Below are 17,222 nucleotides of genomic sequence, written 5' to 3'. Positions count from 1 at the left end.
ATATCTTGCCCGGCGGCGCTGCGCTTGCACGGGCTTAAACGCCAGCCGGACGGTTCCCTCTCCCTCCGGGAGAGGGCCAGGGTGAGGGGAAGCACTGCAGTGTGGTTGTTTATGTTATCGGTGGCTTCAGCGTAGTTTGCGCTCCCGGTTAATCGCCTGCGTTATGTCACTCCTGGCGCAGGGAGCGCACAGGGGGCGGCCAGTCGCCGCCGCCCCCTGTACCCCCGGGCTCCGGCCAGCAACATCGCCGCTGCGCGGTGCCTTCGACTTATCCCTGCAGGCTTCGGGTCGGGCCGAGGCAGCGTCCGTGCAAAACACGGCCCTCAGCCCGCATCCATGCGGGCTGCCCCGGCCTTCCGGGAACGTCTCAGCGATGTTGAGGCCGCCAGCCCCGGCAGTTTCAGCAGCCCCAGCGCCAGTGGTGATTTGGGGCTGTAGGCCGGGTAAGGCGCAGCCGCCACCCGGCGAAATCAAGGATACCGTGCCTGATATCTTGCCCGGCGGCGCTGCGCTTGCACGGGCCTACGGGGTGTGAGCCTGTGAGTGGATCCTGTAGGTCGGATAAGCGAAGCGCCACCCGACAAAACAACCGCGCATCCGCTGGCCTCACCTCATCCGGTGCTCTCCGTTGACCAACGCTTCGCGATCGAAAAAGCGCTGGATCACGCCCTCCGCCATAAACGCCGCCCGATCGGACATATGGGCGATGACGTCGGCATCGTGGCTGACCAGCAGATAGGTCATGCCGTGCTCCTGTTTCAGGTGATTAAGCAAATTGAGAATTTCCGCCTGCACCGACATATCCAGCGCCGAGGTCGGCTCATCCAGCAGCAGGATCTGCGGGCGCAGCAGCAGGGCGCGGGCAATGGCCACGCGCTGCCGTTGCCCGCCGGAGAGCTGGTGTGGATAGCGGCGGACGGCGTCGGCGGCCAGCCCCACCTGCTCAAGGGCGGTGGTTACTCGCGGGGCAACGTCGCGGATGCCGTGGATCTGCAGCGGCTCCGCCAGGGTGCGCCACAGGGTATGGTTGGGATGCAGCGAGGCGTACGGATCCTGAAACACCATCTGCACGTTGCGCCGCAGATCGCCCTGAAAGCGGGCGCCCGGCATAATGGCCTGGCCGAGCAGATCCACGCTGCCGCGCCATTCGCGCTGCAATCCGGCCAGCACGCGCAAAATCGTCGATTTGCCGCAGCCCGAGGCGCCGATCAGGCTGAAGGTTTCCCCGGCGTCGACACGGAAACTGGCGGCGGAGACCGCCGTCTTCGCGCCGAATGTAACCTGTAAATCCTGAAGATTAACGATCGCCATGGGCTGTCTCCGTAAAGTCCTGGGTTCTGTCGAGGGTCGGCAGCATCTGGCCGTAGGTATGCGCACTTGGCCGGCAGGTCCACAGGGTGCGGGTGTAAGGGTGCGTCGCGCTCGGCAGCGCCCGCGCCGGCATCTCGTCGACCTGTCTTCCCTGGTACATCACCAGCACGCGATCGCAATGCGCGGCTACCAGCGGTAGATCGTGGCTGATCAGTAACATGGCCATCTGCCGCTGCGCGCACTGCTCCACCAGCAGCTCGAGGATCTGGTTGCGCAGGCGGGCGTCGAGGGCCGAAGTTGGCTCGTCGGCTATCAGCACCTTCGGGTTATTGAGCAGCGCGAGGGCGATCATCACCCGCTGTCCCATCCCGCCGGAGAGTTCGCCGGGATAGCGGCTGAGGACCGGCAGATCCAGACCGACGGCGGCGATGGCGTCTTTGACCGCCTCGGCGCGCGCGCGGCGGCTCAGACGCTGATGCAGGGTTAACGCCTCTTCCAGCTGCGTCTGAATGGACTGCACCGGATTCAGCGCATAGCGCGGATCCTGCAGCACCATGGCGATATCGTTGCCGCGCAGTTCGCGCCAGCCGCGAGCGCTGAGGGTCAGCACATCGCGCCCCAGCACCTCCAGCCGTTCGGCGCTCACCACCCCGGGCTTGCGCACCAGGCCCATCAGCGCCCGGGCGGTCATCGATTTGCCGGAGCCAGATTCGCCCACCAGCGCCAGCCGCTCGTTGCCGAGGGTGAAGCTGACGTTGTCCACCACCCGGGCGGTGGGATAGTCGACGGCGAGTCCCTGGACGGTCAGTCGGATGTCAGTCATGTTGCGGCTCCAGAATATCGCGCAGGCCATCGCCCAGCAGGTTAAACGCCAGGCTGGCGAGCAGGATCGCCGCGCCGGGGATGGCGGCGATCCACCATTGGTCGAAAATCACCTGCATCCCGTCGGCAATCATCGCTCCCCACTCCGCCATCGGCGGGCGGGCGCCCAGGCCGAGAAAACCGAGCCCGGCGGCGGCAAGGATAATACCCGCCAGATCGAGCGCCAGCCGAACAATCGCCGACGGCAGACACAGCGGCAGAATATGGCCGATCAGCAGCCGCCCGCCGCGGATGCCCAGCATCTCCGCCGCGGCGAGGTAGTCGCTATGGCGCAGGCGCTGAATTTCGCTGCGCGCCTGACGGGCGTAGGCCGGCCAGGTGGTCAGGGCTAACGCCAGCGCGCCATTGACCAGCCCCGGGCCGAGCATCGCCACGAACGCGAAGGCGAGGATCAGGCGCGGCATCGACATCACCACGTCGGTAAAGCGCATCAGTATCCGCTCCAGCCACCCGCCATAGTAACCGGAGAGGATACCTACCAGCAGCCCGACGGGCAGGGTAATGGCGGTCACCAGCGCCACCAGACCCAGCGCCGGGCGGGCGCCGTAGAGCAAGCGCGACAGCAGGTCGCGGCCGTAGCTGTCTGTGCCGAGCCAGTGTCCCGCCCCGGGCCCCTGCAGACGAGCGGCGGCATCCTGCCAGTTGGGATCGTGCGGCGCCAGCCACGGGGCAAACAGCGCGGTCAGTACCAGCAGGATCACCAGGGTCAGGCCGCTGAAGGCGGCGGGTGAGCGGCGCAGACGGCGTAAAAACAGATAAGTCGGCATCAGCGCACCCTCGGATCGGTTAACCGTACCAGCAGATCGGTCAGGTTATTGATCAGCACAAAACTCACGCCGATCAGCAGCGTGCCGCCCATGATCGCCGTGGTATCCCCGGCGAACAGCGCCGTGGTGAGATAGCGGCCGATCCCCGGCCACGAGAAGACGGTTTCGGTGAGCACCGCCCCTTCGAGCATGGAGGTCCAGGCGAGAGCGGTCACCGTCAGCAGAGTGCCGCGGATATTGGGCAGGACGTGGCGCAGCAGAATCGTCATCTCTCCGGCCCCTTTGGCCCGCGCCAGCAGAATGTACTCTTTGTTCATCTCGCTCAGGCAGGCGGAGCGGGTCAGGCGGGTGATGCTCGCCAGCGAGTAATAGGCCAGCACCAGCACCGGCAGCGCCAGATGGCCGATCGCATTTTTAAACGCCGCGGTATCGCCGGAGAGCCAGGTGTCGATCAGCGCAAAACCGCTGCGTGGCTCGACGGTGTACTGATAAATATCGTCGAGGCGACCCGGGCCCAGCGCCCACTGCAGCCGGGCGTAAAACAGGGCCAGCATCAGCAGGCCGAGCCAGAAAATGGGCACCGAGTTGCCCAACAGGGTAAAGGTGCGAACCGCCAGATCCCACGGCGAACCGGCGTAACGGGCGCACAGCACCCCGGCGACGATGCCCAGTACCGCGCCGACGATCAGCGCCAGGGTCGCCAGCTCAAGGGTCGCCGGAAAGACCGCCAGCAGGTCGTGGAGCACCGGCTGGCCGGTAGCGCTGGCGATGCCAAGATCGCCATGGGCCAGGTTGACCAGGTAGTGCCAGAACTGCACCGGCAGCGGCTGGTCGAGACCCAGCTGATGGCGAACCTGGTCATAGGTCGACTGGCTGGCATGGTCGCCGACGATCTGCAGTACGCGGTCGACGGGCGACAGCGCGGAGAGCGAGAAGGTGACCAGCAACAGCCCGAACAGCGTGAGCAGCAGCGTAAACAGCCCCTGCAGCAGGCGGGTAAGGTGAGTGGAAAACGATGGCATGGAGAATGGAAATTCCTGGTATATCAGCATTGTACCCGGCGGCGCGATGCCGACCGGGCCCGGGTGAGGAGTCGGTCATCCGGGCAGACAAGGCCGCCGTACCCGGTGACAAAACCCGCTTACTTGGTCACGTTATCGTACCAGACCATGTCGGCGTTCAGTCCCTGCTGATAGCCCTTCACGTTGTCACGCACCACGATCTGGGTTTTCCCCTGGTCAATAAAGACGTACGGCGAATGCTGGAGCAGGGTTTCCTGCATCGTTTTGTACAGGTCGAGGCGTTTCGCCGGGTCCGGCTCCGCCACCGCGGCGAGGGTGGCTTTATTCAGCTCAGGGATCTGCCAGCCGTTGAGCCCGGCCACGGTGCTGGATTTACCATCGTTCCAGGCAAAGGCGCTGGCATTGGAGTGGGCATCAAAGTAGTCTGGGATCCACAGGCGGATCGCCGCCTGGTGCTGCTTCGCGCGCACCCGGGCATAGACCTGGCTGCCGGCGGCGGGTAGCAGATCCACCTTCACCCCGCCCTGGGCAAAGCTGGCCTGCAGCGATTGGGCGATGGTGATAAAGGGCGGTTTGTTCTCCACATCGAGGGTGAAGTGGGCATCCTTAATGCCCGCTTTATCAAGGATAGCCTTAGCTTTTTGCGGGTCAAAGGTGAACGGATTAGTCTCCAGCGCCCCCGGCAGGCCGGCCGGCAGGAAGCTTTGGTGAATAAAGTACTGGCCTTTCAGCAGATTTTTGGTGATGCCCTCATAATCAACCAGCCAGCGCGCCGCCTCCCAGAAGGCCGGGTTATTGAGCAGCGGGTTGGCGCTGTTGGCGGTATTAAACACCAGGTAGTTCTGCTCGGCGGACGGGATGCTCAGCACCTTCACGCCGGGTTTATCCTGCAGAGCGGCAATCTGGTCAGCGCCGAGATCGCGCGCCACGTCGGCATCGCCCTGCTGGATCAGCAGGCGGCGGGAAGCCGGGTCGGGGACGTTTTTAATAATGATGCTCTTGATCTTCGGCGCGCCGGTTGGGGAGCTGGCGTTGGCCTCCAGCACGATGGCCTGATGCGGCTGGTAGACGCGCATTTTATAGGCCCCGCTGCCCGCCGAGTGCATCTTCAGCCAGTCGTTGCCGAAGTCGTTATTTTTCGCGTTCGGCGCCACCTGTTTTTCATCCACGATAGAGGCGATGGGGGTGGAGAGAATATTCAGCGCCACCGCCGGGCTGACGTCGGCGGTCCAGTGCAGCGTCAGGGTATGGTCATCAACCTTTTTCAGCTGGCTGGCGATGTTGTCCGGCTGCCAGCCGAGCACGTTGAGAATAAACGCCGGCGATTTATTCAGCGTCACCGCGCGGGTGTAAGAGAAAATCACATCTTCCGGGCGCAGCGGATTACCGGAGGCGAATTTGGCATCCGGCTTCAGTTTAATGGTCAGGGTTTTCGCCGCCGGATCGGCCTGCCAGCTTTCGGCGAGGATCGGTACGATTTTTTCAGGGTTGTTGCGGTCCGGCTGCACCAGACGCTGATAGAGGCTGGGGACCGTCTGAATGCTGGAGAGTTCGTTAGCTTCCGCCGGGTCGAGGCTGACGATATCGTCGAGACCCTGGGCGACCACCAGCGTGTTGGGCGGCGTGGCGGCATGCGCGGCGGCGGAGAACGCCGATAGTAGCAGTAAAGGCAACAGTTTTTTGGTCATGTGCAATCCCTGAAGAATGGTTATTTTATTGTTTTATGCCTCGCTACGTTAGGCCGCTTGCCATAAGGCGTAAAGTCAAAATAAGGATATCCTTATGCTAAAAACGCATATTCAAGAACGACAGGTTATTGCCGGTCGCGCAGAAGCGCCTTTCTCCGCTGCGGGGTTCTTGCTATAACGCATTGTCTATTGCGAGGAGGTGGGTGTGCCGGAAATTAATGAGTATGGCCAGCAGGTGAACGACCTGGTCCCTGGCTGGCAGGGGGCGCAAGTCCTGCGGCGGACGGCGTTAAATGGCCGTTTTTGCCGCCTGGAGCCGCTGGACGTTGACCGTCATGCGGCGGATCTGTTTGCCGCCTATGCGCTCGGCGACAACAGCGACTGGACGTGGCTGGCGTCTACGCGGCCGGAGAGCGTGGCGGCGACCGCCCACTGGATCGCGGGCAAGGTGAATGATGATGCCCTGGTGCCGTATGCGGTGGTTGACCTGCGTAGCGAGCAGGCGGTGGGCATCGTCAGCTATATGGCGATCGAGCGGGAAATGGGCACGGTTGAGATCGGCCATGTCACCTGGTCGCGACGGATGAAAAACACCCCGCTGGGTACCGAAGCGGTCTGGCTGCTGCTCAAAAACGGCTTTGACCATGGCTATCGTCGGCTGGAGTGGAAATGCGATTCGATGAATGTCGCCTCGCGCCGCGCCGCCGAGCGGCTGGGCTTTAGCTGGGAAGGACGTCTGCGGCAGAGGCTGGTGCGTAAAGGGCGGACGCGCGACAGCGATATGCTGTCCATCATCGACGGCGAGTGGCCTGCGCGCGATGCGGCGCTGCGGGCGTGGCTGGCGGCGGAGAACTTTACTGCCGACGGTCAGCAGATTAAGCGCCTGGAGGCGTTTCGCTAACATCAACCTATGGGGTCAAAACCCGGAACGGCACCCCGGTCGCGCTGCGCTTACCGGGGCTACGTTACATCGCCTCAGGGTAGGCCGGGCAAGGCGTAGTCGCCGCCCGGCATTGACCTGTTAGCGGCGAACCGGCGCGTCGCCAGCGACATAATACGTCGCGGTGCTGCGCGGCAGCGGCTGGCGGCCGCGAATGGCGTCGGCCATCTTCTCGCCGATCATAATGGTGGTGGCGTTGAGGTTGCCGGTGATGATCTGCGGCATGATCGAGGCGTCGACCACCCGCAATCCTTCCAGACCGTGGACGCGGCCCTCGCCATCGACCACCGCCATCTCGTCGTAACCCATCTTACAGGTCCCGCACGGGTGGAACGCGGTCTCGGCGTGGTTGCGCACAAACTCATCCAGTTCGGCATCGCTCTGGCATTCTATTCCCGGACTGATTTCGCGGCCGCGATACTTATCCAGCGCCGGCTGGTTCATGATCTCCCGGGTAATGCGGATGGCGTCGCGGAACTCCTGCCAGTCCTGCTCATGGGACATATAGTTAAACAGGATCGCCGGATGGGCGTGCGGGTCGCGCGACTTCAGGCGCACGTGGCCGCGGCTGGGCGAACGCATCGAGCCGACGTGGCACTGGAAGCCGTGCTCTTTCACCGCGTTGGAGCCATTGTAGTTAATCGCCACCGGCAGGAAGTGGTACTGAATGTTCGGCCAGGCGAATTCTGCGCGGCTGCGGATAAAACCGCCCGCTTCGAACTGGTTGCTGGCGCCGATGCCGGTGCCGCCGAACAGCCACTCGGCGCCGATCTTCGGCTGGTTCCACCACTGTAGCGCCGGGTAGAGCGATACCGGCTCTTTGCACTCGTACTGCAGATACATCTCCAGATGGTCCTGCAGGTTCTCACCCACGCCGGGGAGATCGTGCACCACCGGGATATCGAACTGCCTGAGCAGCTCCGGGTTACCCACGCCGGAGCGCTGCAGGATCTGCGGCGAGGCAATCGCCCCGGCGCACAGCAGCACCTCTTTGTTGGCCGTCGCTTTTGACGGGATCGTGCTCTCTCCCTCCAGCCACTCGACGCCCACCGCGCGCTTGCCGGCAAAAATAATGTGATCGGTCAGCGCATGGGTGCGGATGGTCAGGTTCGGGCGACCGCGCGCCTGGTCGAGATAGCCGCGGGCGGTGCTGGCGCGACGGCCCTGCGGCGTCACGGTGCGGTCCATCGGGCCAAAGCCTTCCTGCTGGTAGCCGTTGAGATCGTCGGTACGCGGATAGCCCGCCTGCACCCCGGCTTCAACCATCGCCTCGAAGAGCGGATTATTGCCCGGCTTCGGCGTCGTCACGCTCACCGGGCCATCGCCGCCGTGGTAGTCGTTAGGCCCGATATCGCGGGTTTCCGCTTTCCGGTAGTAGGGCAGGCAGTCGAGATAGCTCCAGTGTTCCAGACCCGGCTCTTTGGCCCAGTTGTCCAGATCCATCGCGTTACCGCGAATGTAGCACATGCCGTTGATCAGCGAGGAGCCGCCGAGCCCTTTGCCGCGTCCGCACTCCATGCGGCGATTGTTCATGTACGGCTCCGGTTCGGTTTCGTAGGCCCAGTTGTAGCGCTTGCCCTGCAGCGGATAAGCCAGCGCGGCGGGCATCTGGGTGCGGAAATCGAACCGGTAGTCAGGGCCGCCGGCTTCCAGCAGCAGGACGGTGGTGTTTGGATCTTCAGTCAGTCGTGTTGCCAGAACGTTGCCGGCGGAGCCGGCACCAATAATGATGTAGTCAAATTGCAAAAAAACCTCCCGGTTAAAATATGGACTGGAATTTACCCATCTCAACCTGGATGGACTTCACCTGGGTGTAACTCTGCAGCGTCATCACGCCGTTCTCGCGGCCAATGCCGGAGTGTTTGTAGCCGCCAACCGGCATTTCCGCCGGGGATTCCCCCCAGCTGTTGATCCAGCAGATGCCGGCTTCCAGCTGGTGGATAATTCGGTGAGCGCGGTTGAGGTTGGGCGTCACCACGCCGGCGGCGAGGCCGTATTCGGTGGCGTTGGCGCGGCGAATGACCTCCGCTTCGTCGGCATAGCTGAGGATCGACATCACCGGGCCGAAGATCTCTTCGCGCACGATGGTCATCTCGTCGCTGCAATCGGTAAACACCGTCGGGGCGACCCACGCGCCGTTATCGAAACCGTCGCCTTTCAGCGCCTCGCCGCCGCACAGCAGGCGCGCGCCTTCGCGTTTGCCGCTCTCGATATAGCGCAGAACGTTGTCGCGATGGGGGAAGCTGACCAGCGGGCCGAAGTTGGTGTCATCGGCAAACAGATCGCCGGGGCGGATGCGGGCCACCCGCTCGAGGATCTTGTGCTCGAATTCCGCCTTCTGTTTCGCCGGGACAAACACCCGGGTGCCGTTGGTGCACACCTGACCGGAGCTGTAGAAGTTGGCCATCATGGCAATATCGGCGGCGAGGTCGAGGTCGGCATCATCGGCGATAATCAGCGGCGATTTGCCGCCCAGCTCCATGGTGACCTCTTTCAGTGATGAAGCGGCCGAGTTGGCCATCACTTTTTTGCCGCTGGCGACGCCGCCGGTGAAGGAGATTTTGGCGATGTCCGGATGCTCGGTCAGATACTGGCCGGTTTCCGCGCCGATCCCTGGCAGGACGTTAAACACCCCGTCCGGCAGGCCCGCTTCGCTGTAAATTTCCGCCAGCTTGAGGGCGGTCAGCGGGGTGACTTCGCTCGGTTTGAAAATCATCGCATTGCCAGCGGCCAGCGCTGGCGCCGATTTCCACAGGGCGATCTGGATCGGGTAGTTCCACGCGCCGATCCCGGCTACCACCCCCAGCGGTTCGCGACGGGTGTAGACGAAGGAACTGTCGCGCAGCGGGATCTGGCTGCCTTCCAGCGCCGGGATCAATCCGGCGTAATATTCCAGCACGTCGGCGCCGGTGACGATATCAACGGCGGCGGTTTCGCTGAGGGGTTTCCCGGTATCCAGGGTCTCCAGTCGCGCCAGCTCGTCGTTGCGCTGGCGCAGAAGGTCGACGGCGCGACGCAGGATGCGCGAGCGTTCCATGGCGGTCATCGCCGCCCAGATTTTTTGCCCACGCTGCGCGCTCTCGACGGCGCGGTCGACATCCTCGCGTCCGGCAGCCTGAACGGTCGCCAGCACCTCGCCAGTGGCAGGGTTGATGGTCTCGAAGGTGCGACCGCTGGTGGCCGATGTATAACCACCATTAATATAAAGCTGCTGTTCTGCCATTCGGGACATAACGCCTCCTCGGTTATGGGTTCGGTAAATGCTGACGAATAAAGTGGCTGGTCAGCGACTGCGCCAGCGTTTTATCCAGCGGTTTGCCGCTGAGCGCCGCCCGCAGCCACAGGCCGTCTATCAGCGCCGCCAGCCCGTAGCCGGCCTCCTGCGCCTGCTCGCGCGGCAGCTCGCGGCGGAATTCGTACACCAGATTCGACAGCAGGCGACGGCTGCTGACCTGCTGTAACCGATAAAGCATCGGCTGGTGCATGCTGCTGGCCCAAAAGGCCAGCCAGGCCTTCATCGCCGCGCTGCTGATCTGCGTCTCATCAAAGTTGCCGCCGACAATCGCCTGCAGGCGCTGGCTGGCGCTGCCGTCCGGCAGAGCGTGCAGACGGTTGAGCACCGCGTCGCGCAGCTGGCTGGTGATGTCGCGCATGGTCGCCTCCAGCAGACCATTTTTGTCTTTGAAATAGTGACTGATGATCCCCGTCGATACGCCCGCCCGCCGGGCAATCTGCGCGATGGTCGCGTCGTGCATTCCGACTTCATTTATTGCGTCCAGCGTGGCGTCGATCAGCTGCCTGCGCCGGATCGGCTGCATCCCCAGTTTGGGCATTTTTGCCACTCCATTCATCAGCGTTGGTTAACTATTAAAGCGGTTTTTGATTGGACGTTCAATATAAAATGTGTCTTAATTGTTGCGGATTTGGATTTTAATAGTTACAAAAACAGTGGGGATACTGGATGACAGATCTTTCGCAAAGCAGAGAAAAGGACAAAATCAATCCGGTGGTTTTTTATACCTCGGCCGGACTGATTTTGTTGTTTTCCCTGATGACGATCTTTTTTCGCGATTTTTCTGCCGAGTGGATTGGGCGCACCCTGGACTGGGTGTCGAAAACCTTCGGCTGGTACTATCTGCTGGCGGCGACGCTGTATATCGTCTTCGTCGTCTGCATTGCCTGCTCGCGCTTCGGCTCAGTGAAGCTCGGGCCGGAGCAGTCAAAGCCCGAGTTCAGCCTGCTGAGCTGGGCGGCGATGCTGTTCGCCGCCGGCATCGGCATCGACCTGATGTTCTTCTCAGTCGCCGAGCCGGTGACGCAATATATGCAGCCGCCGGAAGGGGCGGGGCAGACCATCGAGGCGGCGCGCCAGGCGATGGTCTGGACCCTGTTTCACTATGGCTTAACCGGATGGTCAATGTATGCCCTGATGGGCATGGCGCTGGGATACTTTAGCTATCGTTATAATTTGCCGCTCACCATCCGCTCGGCGCTGTACCCGATTTTTGGCAAACGGATCAATGGGCCCATCGGCCACAGCGTCGATATTGCGGCGGTGATCGGCACCATCTTCGGCATCGCCACCACCCTCGGTATCGGCGTCGTGCAGCTCAACTACGGTCTGAGCGTGCTGTTCGATATTCCGGACTCGCTGGCGGCGAAAGCGGCCCTGATTGCGCTGTCGGTGATCATCGCCACCATCTCGGTCACCTCCGGGGTGGACAAGGGCATCCGCGTGCTCTCCGAACTGAACGTCGCCCTCGCGCTGGGGCTGATCCTGTTCGTGCTGTTCATGGGCGATACCTCCTTCCTGCTCAATGCGTTAGTGCTCAACGTCGGCGACTACGTCAATCGCTTTATGGGCATGACGCTGAACAGCTTCGCCTTCGACCGGCCGGTAGAATGGATGAACAACTGGACGCTCTTTTTCTGGGCGTGGTGGGTGGCCTGGTCGCCGTTTGTGGGCCTGTTCCTGGCGCGCATTTCGCGCGGGCGCACCATCCGCCAGTTTGTGATGGGCACCCTGATTATTCCCTTCACCTTTACCCTGCTGTGGCTGTCGGTGTTCGGCAACAGCGCGCTGTATGAGATCATCCACGGCGACGCGGCCTTTGCCCAGGAGGCGATGGCCCACCCGGAGCGCGGCTTCTACAGCCTGCTGGCGCAGTATCCGGCGTTTACCTTTAGCGCGTCGGTGGCGACCATCACCGGTCTGCTGTTTTACGTTACCTCCGCCGACTCCGGCGCGCTGGTGCTGGGGAATTTCACCTCGAAGCTGAAGGACATCAACAGCGACGCCCCGAACTGGCTGCGCATCTTCTGGTCGGTGGCCATCGGTCTGTTGACCCTCGGGATGCTGATGACCAACGGCATCTCGGCGCTGCAGAACACCACGGTGATCATGGGGCTGCCGTTCAGCTTTGTGATTTTCTTCGTGATGGCCGGACTGTATAAATCTCTGAAAGTGGAAGATTACCGCCGGGTCAGCGCCAGCCGCGACACCGCCCCGCGCCCGATGGGCCTCCAGGATCGTCTGAGCTGGAAGAAGCGCCTGTCGCGGCTGATGAATTACCCCGGCACGCGCTATACCAAACTGATGATGGAGACGGTGTGCTACCCGGCGATGGAGGAGGTGGCCCAGGAGCTGCGGCTGCGCGGCGCCGCGGTGGAACTGAAGAGCCTGCCGCCGGAAGAGGGTGAGAACCTTGGCCACCTCGATCTGCTGGTGCACATGGGCGACGAGCAGAATTTTATCTACAAGATCTGGCCGCAGCAGTACTCGGTGCCGGGCTTTACCTATCGGGCGCGCAGCGGGAAATCCACCTATTACCGGCTGGAGACCTTCCTGCTGGAGGGCAGTCAGGGTAACGACCTGATGGACTACAGCAAAGAGCAGGTGATCACCGATATTCTCGACCAGTACGAGCGGCACCTGAACTTTATCCATCTGCATCGGGAAGCGCCGGGGAACAGCGTGATGTTCCCGGATGGCTAATCAGGGAAGCCCCCGTCGGGGAAAGGCTGACGGGGGCGAAGGTCGTTACTGGTAGTTAAAGGCGTCCGGATGGTTGTCGAGGCTGCCGCTGAGGGCGGCAAACAGCACGGTTTTGCCATCGATGGACAGGGCATCGCTGACGTTAAGCCAGGTCAGCCTCTCCTGGTCGGTTTTTTCATCGACCACCGAGTAAACGCCGGACATCTGTTTGCTTTTTTCCGACCAGATCACCGCGATACGTTCATGGCCGCAGTCGTGGGGTTTGCAGGCGCTTAACACCTGCCAGGATTCGCTACCCAGTTTCACCGTCTGCGCGGGCGAACCGGTGCCGCCGGTGGTCACCCAGGCGGGCAGCTGATGGCCTTTGACCATCTGGTTAAACGACGTCCGGGTGGCGGCATCGTGAGCCAGACTGTTCAGCGTGACATCGCCTTGCGCCATAACGCTGGCGGAGGCGGCTAAGGCGACGATAGCGGTAAGAGCTTTAAACATGTTTCCTCCTGGACTTATTCCGTCCTCATAACAAGCCTCTTTATAGTGAGCGTAGAGAATGATTAATGCAAACTCTGACATATTTTCTGTGAATGATTAGAAGCGGTGCGCGCATGGACGTTACGCTAAGCGATATGCCATGATGCGGATTGATTTATTTTCCAAATATATGCCCTTGGGATAAAGCAGTTAGCGAAGTGGCATAGTTATTCAGGCGATAAAGCATGGCGTATGTGAATCATCTACTGACGTTTATTGAGAGTAATCCGGCGCTGGCGGTGGGGTTTAATCTTATTCTGCTGCTGCTCTCCGGCATATTTGCCCATCTTTTATGCAAGTTCTTGCTGATTAAAGTGGTGCGTAAGGTCTTCTTTAGTAGCCACAAACAGGATGTGCCGCTGGAGAAGGATCGACGCATCGCCGAAAAGCTGTCCAATTTCATTCCGGTTATTATCGTCTATTACGTTCTGCAGTTTATGCCGGCGATGCCGGCATCGCTGGTGACGGCGATTAATACTATCTGCGGGATCTTGTTTTTTATTTTTATGTCGGTGTTTTTCAACGAGATGCTGGATATTGTCAACAGCTCCTATCTGCGAAAGACCAAACGTAAAAATCATTCCATTAAGGGCTATATCCAGATAGGCAAAATCTTAGTCCACATCCTGGCGGCGATTATGATCCTCGCCGTGATGTCGAACAAATCGCCGATCATTATTATCTCCAGCCTGGGGGCCGTGGCGGCGGTACTGATGATCGTGTTCCAGCATACTCTGCTGTCGCTGGTGGCGAACGTTCAGCTGTCGTCCAACGACGTGCTCCAGCTGGGGGACTGGATTGAAATGCCTGACAAGAACCTCAGCGGTGAGGTGACGGATATCGCGCTGCACACCATTACCATCCGTAACTGGGACAATACCATCTCCCGTATCCCGACCAAGAATTTCCTCACCGAGACCTATACCAACTGGCAGGCGATGTTCTCCTCCGGGGCGCGGCGGATCATGCGCAGTATCGCCATCGATCAACACTCGGTGCGTTTTCTCGACCAGGAGATGCTCTCCTCGATGCTGACCATCCGCGGGGTGAGTGAGCCTCTGGCGACGCTGCTTGACGGCCGGGATCCCGGCGGCGTGGCCGACCGCTGGTTTATCGATAACGGGCTGACCAACCTGACCCTGTTTCGCCACTATCTGATGCACTATCTCGCCGAGCGGCCGGATATTATTAAGGAGATGTACATTGTGGCGAGAACGCTGAAACCTTCGCCGTCGGGCATCCCGCTGGAGATTTACTGCTTCACCACCTCAACGCTATGGAAAGACTACGAAAACACCCAGTCGGCGATATTTGAGTACATTACCGCGGTGGCCGGACAGTTTTCCCTGCGCCTCTATCAGTATCCCGCCGGGCACGATTTCTGGCGTCTCTCCCAGGAGCACGCCGCCCGGACGGGCCTGCCGCCGTCGGCCGAAGGCTAAACGCTGATCTGCTGGCGCCAGAGGGCGATCTCCTCCTCCAGCCAGGCGATGAACCGGGCGACTTCCGGCCGGTTCTCCGCCTGCGGGGAGACGGTTAGCCAGTAGTGCCAGGGGTAGGGGACGGTGACGGCGGTGAGCTGCACCAGCTCGCCGCGGGCTATCGCCCCCGCCACCAGGGAGCGCCGCTCCAGCGCCACGCCGGCCCCCAGGCGGACCGCCTCCAGCACCAGATTGGAGTCGTTCAGGCGCAGGCCCGCGGGGACGATCGGCTTTTCCAGCCCCGCCTGGCTGCACCAGGCGTTCCAGGACTCCATGGAAAAAATGATATCGCTGGCGGCGATCGCCTGCGGGGTGGTCGGCAGGTTACCGCCGCGATAGCCGGGGGCGGCGACCACCAGCTGTTCATCGGCAAACAGATGCCGGCTTTCCATTCCCTCCCAATCGCCTTGCCCCATGCGAATGGCCAGATCGATACCCTCCTGTTGCAGGTTAACCACCGCCAGGCTGGTCAGCAGGCGCACCGCGATCTGCGGATGCCGCGTCTGAAAGCGCGCCAGCCGAGGCAGCAGCCAGTGGCAGCCAAAGGAGGGGAGCGTCGCCAGGGTCACTTCCAGGGTGCGGGGTTTGATCTGCACCATGCGCGTGGCGTCGGCGATGTGCTGTAACGCCTCGCGGATTTGCAGGGCATAGAGCCGTCCTTCTTCCGTGATGCGCACTCCGCGGCCGTGGCGGATAAAGAGCGTGACGCCGACCAGGGCTTCCAGCTGTTTGATGTGCTGGCTGACCGCCGAATGGGTCACGCTCAACTCGTGGGCGGCCTGCGTTACGCTGCCGAGGCGCGCCACCGCTTCAAAGCTGCGCAGGCTGGCGACAGGGGGAAAATCTGCCATGGTGGTTTCTCTGTCAGTGAGTCGATACGTTAACGTTACTACCGGGTTAGCGGCTTTTAAAGCCGCTGCAAACAAGCTGAAAAGGAGCCAAATGCCGCCTCAGTCGGTATAGCACAAGGGGAACTGGAGGGCTACCGCGAATCTCCAATCTGTTAGTTTGACTAACCATTGCGGTAAGTATCCCGTGATATTCGCGGCATCGGTTTTCCAGTAAGGTAAAGCCGCAACCCCTTTATCGCAGGCAGGAGTGACGATGAAACTCATTGGTATGATGGATTCACCTTATGTAAGACGCGTGGCGGTTTCTCTGGCGCTCTATGGCGTGGAATTCGAGAGCCTGCCGCTATCGGTCTTTAGCGGCTTTGACGAATTTTCCCGCATTAATCCGGTGGTCAAGGCGCCGACGGTGGTGCTCGATAACGGGACGCAGCTGATGGACTCCACGCTGATCCTCCACTATTTCGAAACGACCAATCCGGCCGGGCGCCGGCTGCTTCCCGTGCATCCCGAGGCGCTGGCCCGCGATCTGCACCTGCTGGGGGTGATCCTCGCCGCCTGTGAAAAAGCGGTCCAGCATGTTTATGAGCACCGTCTGCGGCCGGAAGAGAAGCAGCATCAGCCGTGGATAGCCCGGGTGACCGGCCAGCTGCTGGCCGCCTGTCGGGAGTGGGACGCCCGGCTGGCAGACCGCGCCGCCGCCGCGCAGCCGGATCAGGTGCTGGTCACCAGCACGGTGGTCTGGTCCTTTATCCAGTTGATGATCCCGGCGGTGGTGTCGGCCGCGGCGTTTCCGCATATTCGCGCGCTGGCGGAGAAAGGGGAGGCGCTGCCGGCGTTTCAACAGTATCCGCTGGGTTAACGGCAGGGGTGGAGAGGGGCGCCGCAGCGTGGCGCCCTGAAGCAGGAGAGGATCACCAGCAGACAAACCCGCCGTCGACCACCAGGTCTACGCCGGTGCAGAACGAGGCGGCGTCGCTGGCGAGGAACAGCGCCGGGCCGGCCATCTCTTCCACCTTCGCCATCCGCTGCATCGGCGTCTGGCTTTCAAACTCGCGGGTCTGGTGCACCATCTCCGGACGGGTATTCATCGGCGTGGCGGTATATCCCGGACTGATGGAATTGACGCGGATCCCTTTGCCCACCCACTCCATCGCCAGGCTTTTCGACAGATGGATCACGCCGGCTTTGGAGCAGTTGTAATGCGCCTGGTCGAGGCCGCGGTTAACAATAATCCCCGACATCGAGGCGATATTGATAATCGACCCGCCGCCGGACTCCAGCATCAGTTCCGCTTCCGCTTTGCAGGAGTTCCATACGCCAGTGAGATTGATATCGATCACCCGCTGCCATTGCTCGCTCTCCATCTCCAGGGCCGGATTGGCGTTGGCGATCCCGGCGGCGTTAACGGCGATATCGAGGCGGCCATAGCGGCTTTTGGCCAGCGCGACGGCGGCGCGCAGGTCGGCAATCTGGCGGACATCGCCGTTATAAGAGCAAGCCTGACCGCCGATGGATTCAATATGGCTGACCGTTTCCGCCAGCCCGCCGTCGTCGCGAAGATCAAAACAGACTACCCGTGCACCCGCGCTGGCGAGGCTGCAGGCGATGGTCTGTCCGATGCCGCTGCCGGCGCCGGTGACGAAGGCGACGCGATCCCGCAGGCTAAATAGGTGTTGTGCAAAGTCTTTACCGATCATAATGTTTATTCTCTTCAATATAGTGTCGAACGTCGGGAGCCTGGCTTCCCGGATGGT

General features: G+C 61.5%; 15 protein-coding genes. 4 read left to right on the top strand and 11 right to left on the bottom strand.

Annotated elements, in window-relative coordinates:
- Nucleotides 1–606: 606 nt before the first annotated feature.
- The 5 genes from KB892_RS18775 to KB892_RS18755 form a co-directional block, all read right to left on the bottom strand.
- Entirely contained in the window at nt 607–1,311 is a 705-nt protein-coding gene (locus KB892_RS18775) for an ABC transporter ATP-binding protein (RefSeq protein WP_004151674.1), read from the bottom strand.
- The gene (locus KB892_RS18770; protein WP_004151673.1) at nt 1,298–2,134 is read right to left on the bottom strand and encodes an ABC transporter ATP-binding protein; all 837 of its coding nucleotides are present in this window, start codon (nt 2,132–2,134) and stop codon (nt 1,298–1,300) included. The genes KB892_RS18775 and KB892_RS18770 overlap by 14 nt, the downstream gene beginning before the upstream one ends.
- Nucleotides 2,127–2,960: an ABC transporter permease gene (locus KB892_RS18765; protein WP_004151672.1), complete on the bottom strand. Its 834-nt coding sequence runs from the start codon at nt 2,958–2,960 to the stop codon at nt 2,127–2,129. Before KB892_RS18765 ends, KB892_RS18770 begins: the two co-directional genes overlap by 8 nt.
- Nucleotides 2,960–3,982 (bottom strand): ABC transporter permease, encoded by a 1,023-nt coding sequence (locus KB892_RS18760; protein WP_002893462.1) that lies wholly within the window; start codon nt 3,980–3,982, stop codon nt 2,960–2,962. The genes KB892_RS18765 and KB892_RS18760 overlap by 1 nt, the downstream gene beginning before the upstream one ends.
- A 119-nt stretch (nt 3,983–4,101) precedes the next feature.
- Nucleotides 4,102–5,670 (bottom strand): ABC transporter substrate-binding protein, encoded by a 1,569-nt coding sequence (locus tag KB892_RS18755; RefSeq protein ID WP_002893463.1) that lies wholly within the window; start codon nt 5,668–5,670, stop codon nt 4,102–4,104.
- A gap of 205 nt (nt 5,671–5,875) precedes the next feature.
- Between KB892_RS18755 and KB892_RS18750 the strand changes: the two genes are divergently transcribed.
- Entirely contained in the window at nt 5,876–6,571 is a 696-nt protein-coding gene (locus tag KB892_RS18750) for a GNAT family N-acetyltransferase (RefSeq protein WP_002893466.1), read from the top strand.
- A 120-nt stretch (nt 6,572–6,691) separates the two neighbouring features.
- On the opposite strand, the gene betA is transcribed toward KB892_RS18750, so the two are convergent.
- The 3 genes from betA to betI are packed head-to-tail and all read right to left on the bottom strand — an operon-like array spanning nt 6,692 to nt 10,443.
- Complete coding sequence (gene betA, locus KB892_RS18745) at nt 6,692–8,356, bottom strand: choline dehydrogenase (RefSeq protein WP_004142489.1); 1,665 nt, start codon at nt 8,354–8,356, stop codon at nt 6,692–6,694.
- A gap of 13 nt (nt 8,357–8,369) precedes the next feature.
- Nucleotides 8,370–9,842 (bottom strand): betaine-aldehyde dehydrogenase, encoded by a 1,473-nt coding sequence (betB, locus tag KB892_RS18740; RefSeq protein WP_002893471.1) that lies wholly within the window; start codon nt 9,840–9,842, stop codon nt 8,370–8,372.
- Between the two features lie 13 nt (nt 9,843–9,855).
- Nucleotides 9,856–10,443, bottom strand: a complete 588-nt coding sequence (gene betI / locus KB892_RS18735; RefSeq protein WP_004151671.1) for a transcriptional regulator BetI — start codon at nt 10,441–10,443, stop codon at nt 9,856–9,858.
- Nucleotides 10,444–10,571: 128 nt separating this feature from the next.
- On the opposite strand from betI, the gene betT reads away from it, so the two are divergent.
- Nucleotides 10,572–12,605 carry a choline BCCT transporter BetT gene (gene betT, locus KB892_RS18730; RefSeq protein ID WP_004142478.1) on the top strand — a complete coding sequence of 678 codons (2,034 nt, stop codon included), beginning with the start codon at nt 10,572–10,574 and terminating at the stop codon, nt 12,603–12,605.
- Nucleotides 12,606–12,650: 45 nt separating this feature from the next.
- On the opposite strand, the gene ivy is transcribed toward betT, so the two are convergent.
- Nucleotides 12,651–13,097 carry an Ivy family C-type lysozyme inhibitor gene (ivy, locus tag KB892_RS18725; RefSeq protein ID WP_002893486.1) on the bottom strand — a complete coding sequence of 149 codons (447 nt, stop codon included), beginning with the start codon at nt 13,095–13,097 and terminating at the stop codon, nt 12,651–12,653.
- Between the two features lie 224 nt (nt 13,098–13,321).
- On the opposite strand from ivy, the gene KB892_RS18720 reads away from it, so the two are divergent.
- The gene (locus KB892_RS18720) at nt 13,322–14,578 is read left to right on the top strand and encodes a mechanosensitive ion channel family protein (protein WP_002893489.1); all 1,257 of its coding nucleotides are present in this window, start codon (nt 13,322–13,324) and stop codon (nt 14,576–14,578) included.
- On the opposite strand, the gene KB892_RS18715 is transcribed toward KB892_RS18720, so the two are convergent.
- The gene (locus KB892_RS18715) at nt 14,575–15,468 is read right to left on the bottom strand and encodes a LysR substrate-binding domain-containing protein (protein WP_004151670.1); all 894 of its coding nucleotides are present in this window, start codon (nt 15,466–15,468) and stop codon (nt 14,575–14,577) included. The genes KB892_RS18720 and KB892_RS18715 overlap by 4 nt on opposite strands.
- Before the next feature lie 253 nt (nt 15,469–15,721).
- Here KB892_RS18715 and KB892_RS18710 point away from each other — a divergent pair, with 253 nt between their 5' ends.
- On the top strand, nt 15,722–16,327 hold the full coding sequence (locus KB892_RS18710; RefSeq protein WP_004151669.1) for a glutathione S-transferase: 606 nt from the start codon (nt 15,722–15,724) through the stop codon (nt 16,325–16,327).
- Between the two features lie 52 nt (nt 16,328–16,379).
- On the opposite strand, the gene KB892_RS18705 is transcribed toward KB892_RS18710, so the two are convergent.
- Nucleotides 16,380–17,165 (bottom strand): SDR family oxidoreductase, encoded by a 786-nt coding sequence (locus KB892_RS18705; protein WP_004151668.1) that lies wholly within the window; start codon nt 17,163–17,165, stop codon nt 16,380–16,382.
- Between the last annotated feature and the right edge of the window lie 57 nt (nt 17,166–17,222).

Source organism: Klebsiella sp. P1927 (assembly GCF_018204675.1).
In the GTDB taxonomy this organism is placed as follows: domain Bacteria; phylum Pseudomonadota; class Gammaproteobacteria; order Enterobacterales; family Enterobacteriaceae; genus Klebsiella; species Klebsiella pneumoniae.
The sequence above is the reverse complement of the archived record's forward strand: the minus strand, read 5'-3'. Positions and strand labels throughout refer to the sequence as shown.

What these genes read in the sequence shown, in the direction of transcription:
- KB892_RS18775 (WP_004151674.1), bottom strand. Translation starts at nt 1,311, where the DNA reads ATGGCGATCGTTAATCTTCAGGATTTACAGGTTACATTCGGCGCGAAG.
- KB892_RS18770 (WP_004151673.1), bottom strand. Translation starts at nt 2,134, where the DNA reads ATGACTGACATCCGACTGACCGTCCAGGGACTCGCCGTCGACTATCCC.
- KB892_RS18765 (WP_004151672.1), bottom strand. Translation starts at nt 2,960, where the DNA reads ATGCCGACTTATCTGTTTTTACGCCGTCTGCGCCGCTCACCCGCCGCC.
- KB892_RS18760 (WP_002893462.1), bottom strand. Translation starts at nt 3,982, where the DNA reads ATGCCATCGTTTTCCACTCACCTTACCCGCCTGCTGCAGGGGCTGTTT.
- KB892_RS18755 (WP_002893463.1), bottom strand. Translation starts at nt 5,670, where the DNA reads ATGACCAAAAAACTGTTGCCTTTACTGCTACTATCGGCGTTCTCCGCC.
- betB (WP_002893471.1), bottom strand. Translation starts at nt 9,842, where the DNA reads ATGTCCCGAATGGCAGAACAGCAGCTTTATATTAATGGTGGTTATACA.
- betI (WP_004151671.1), bottom strand. Translation starts at nt 10,443, where the DNA reads ATGCCCAAACTGGGGATGCAGCCGATCCGGCGCAGGCAGCTGATCGAC.
- betT (WP_004142478.1), top strand. Translation starts at nt 10,572, where the DNA reads ATGACAGATCTTTCGCAAAGCAGAGAAAAGGACAAAATCAATCCGGTG.
- ivy (WP_002893486.1), bottom strand. Translation starts at nt 13,097, where the DNA reads ATGTTTAAAGCTCTTACCGCTATCGTCGCCTTAGCCGCCTCCGCCAGC.
- KB892_RS18720 (WP_002893489.1), top strand. Translation starts at nt 13,322, where the DNA reads ATGGCGTATGTGAATCATCTACTGACGTTTATTGAGAGTAATCCGGCG.
- KB892_RS18715 (WP_004151670.1), bottom strand. Translation starts at nt 15,468, where the DNA reads ATGGCAGATTTTCCCCCTGTCGCCAGCCTGCGCAGCTTTGAAGCGGTG.
- KB892_RS18710 (WP_004151669.1), top strand. Translation starts at nt 15,722, where the DNA reads ATGAAACTCATTGGTATGATGGATTCACCTTATGTAAGACGCGTGGCG.
- KB892_RS18705 (WP_004151668.1), bottom strand. Translation starts at nt 17,165, where the DNA reads ATGATCGGTAAAGACTTTGCACAACACCTATTTAGCCTGCGGGATCGC.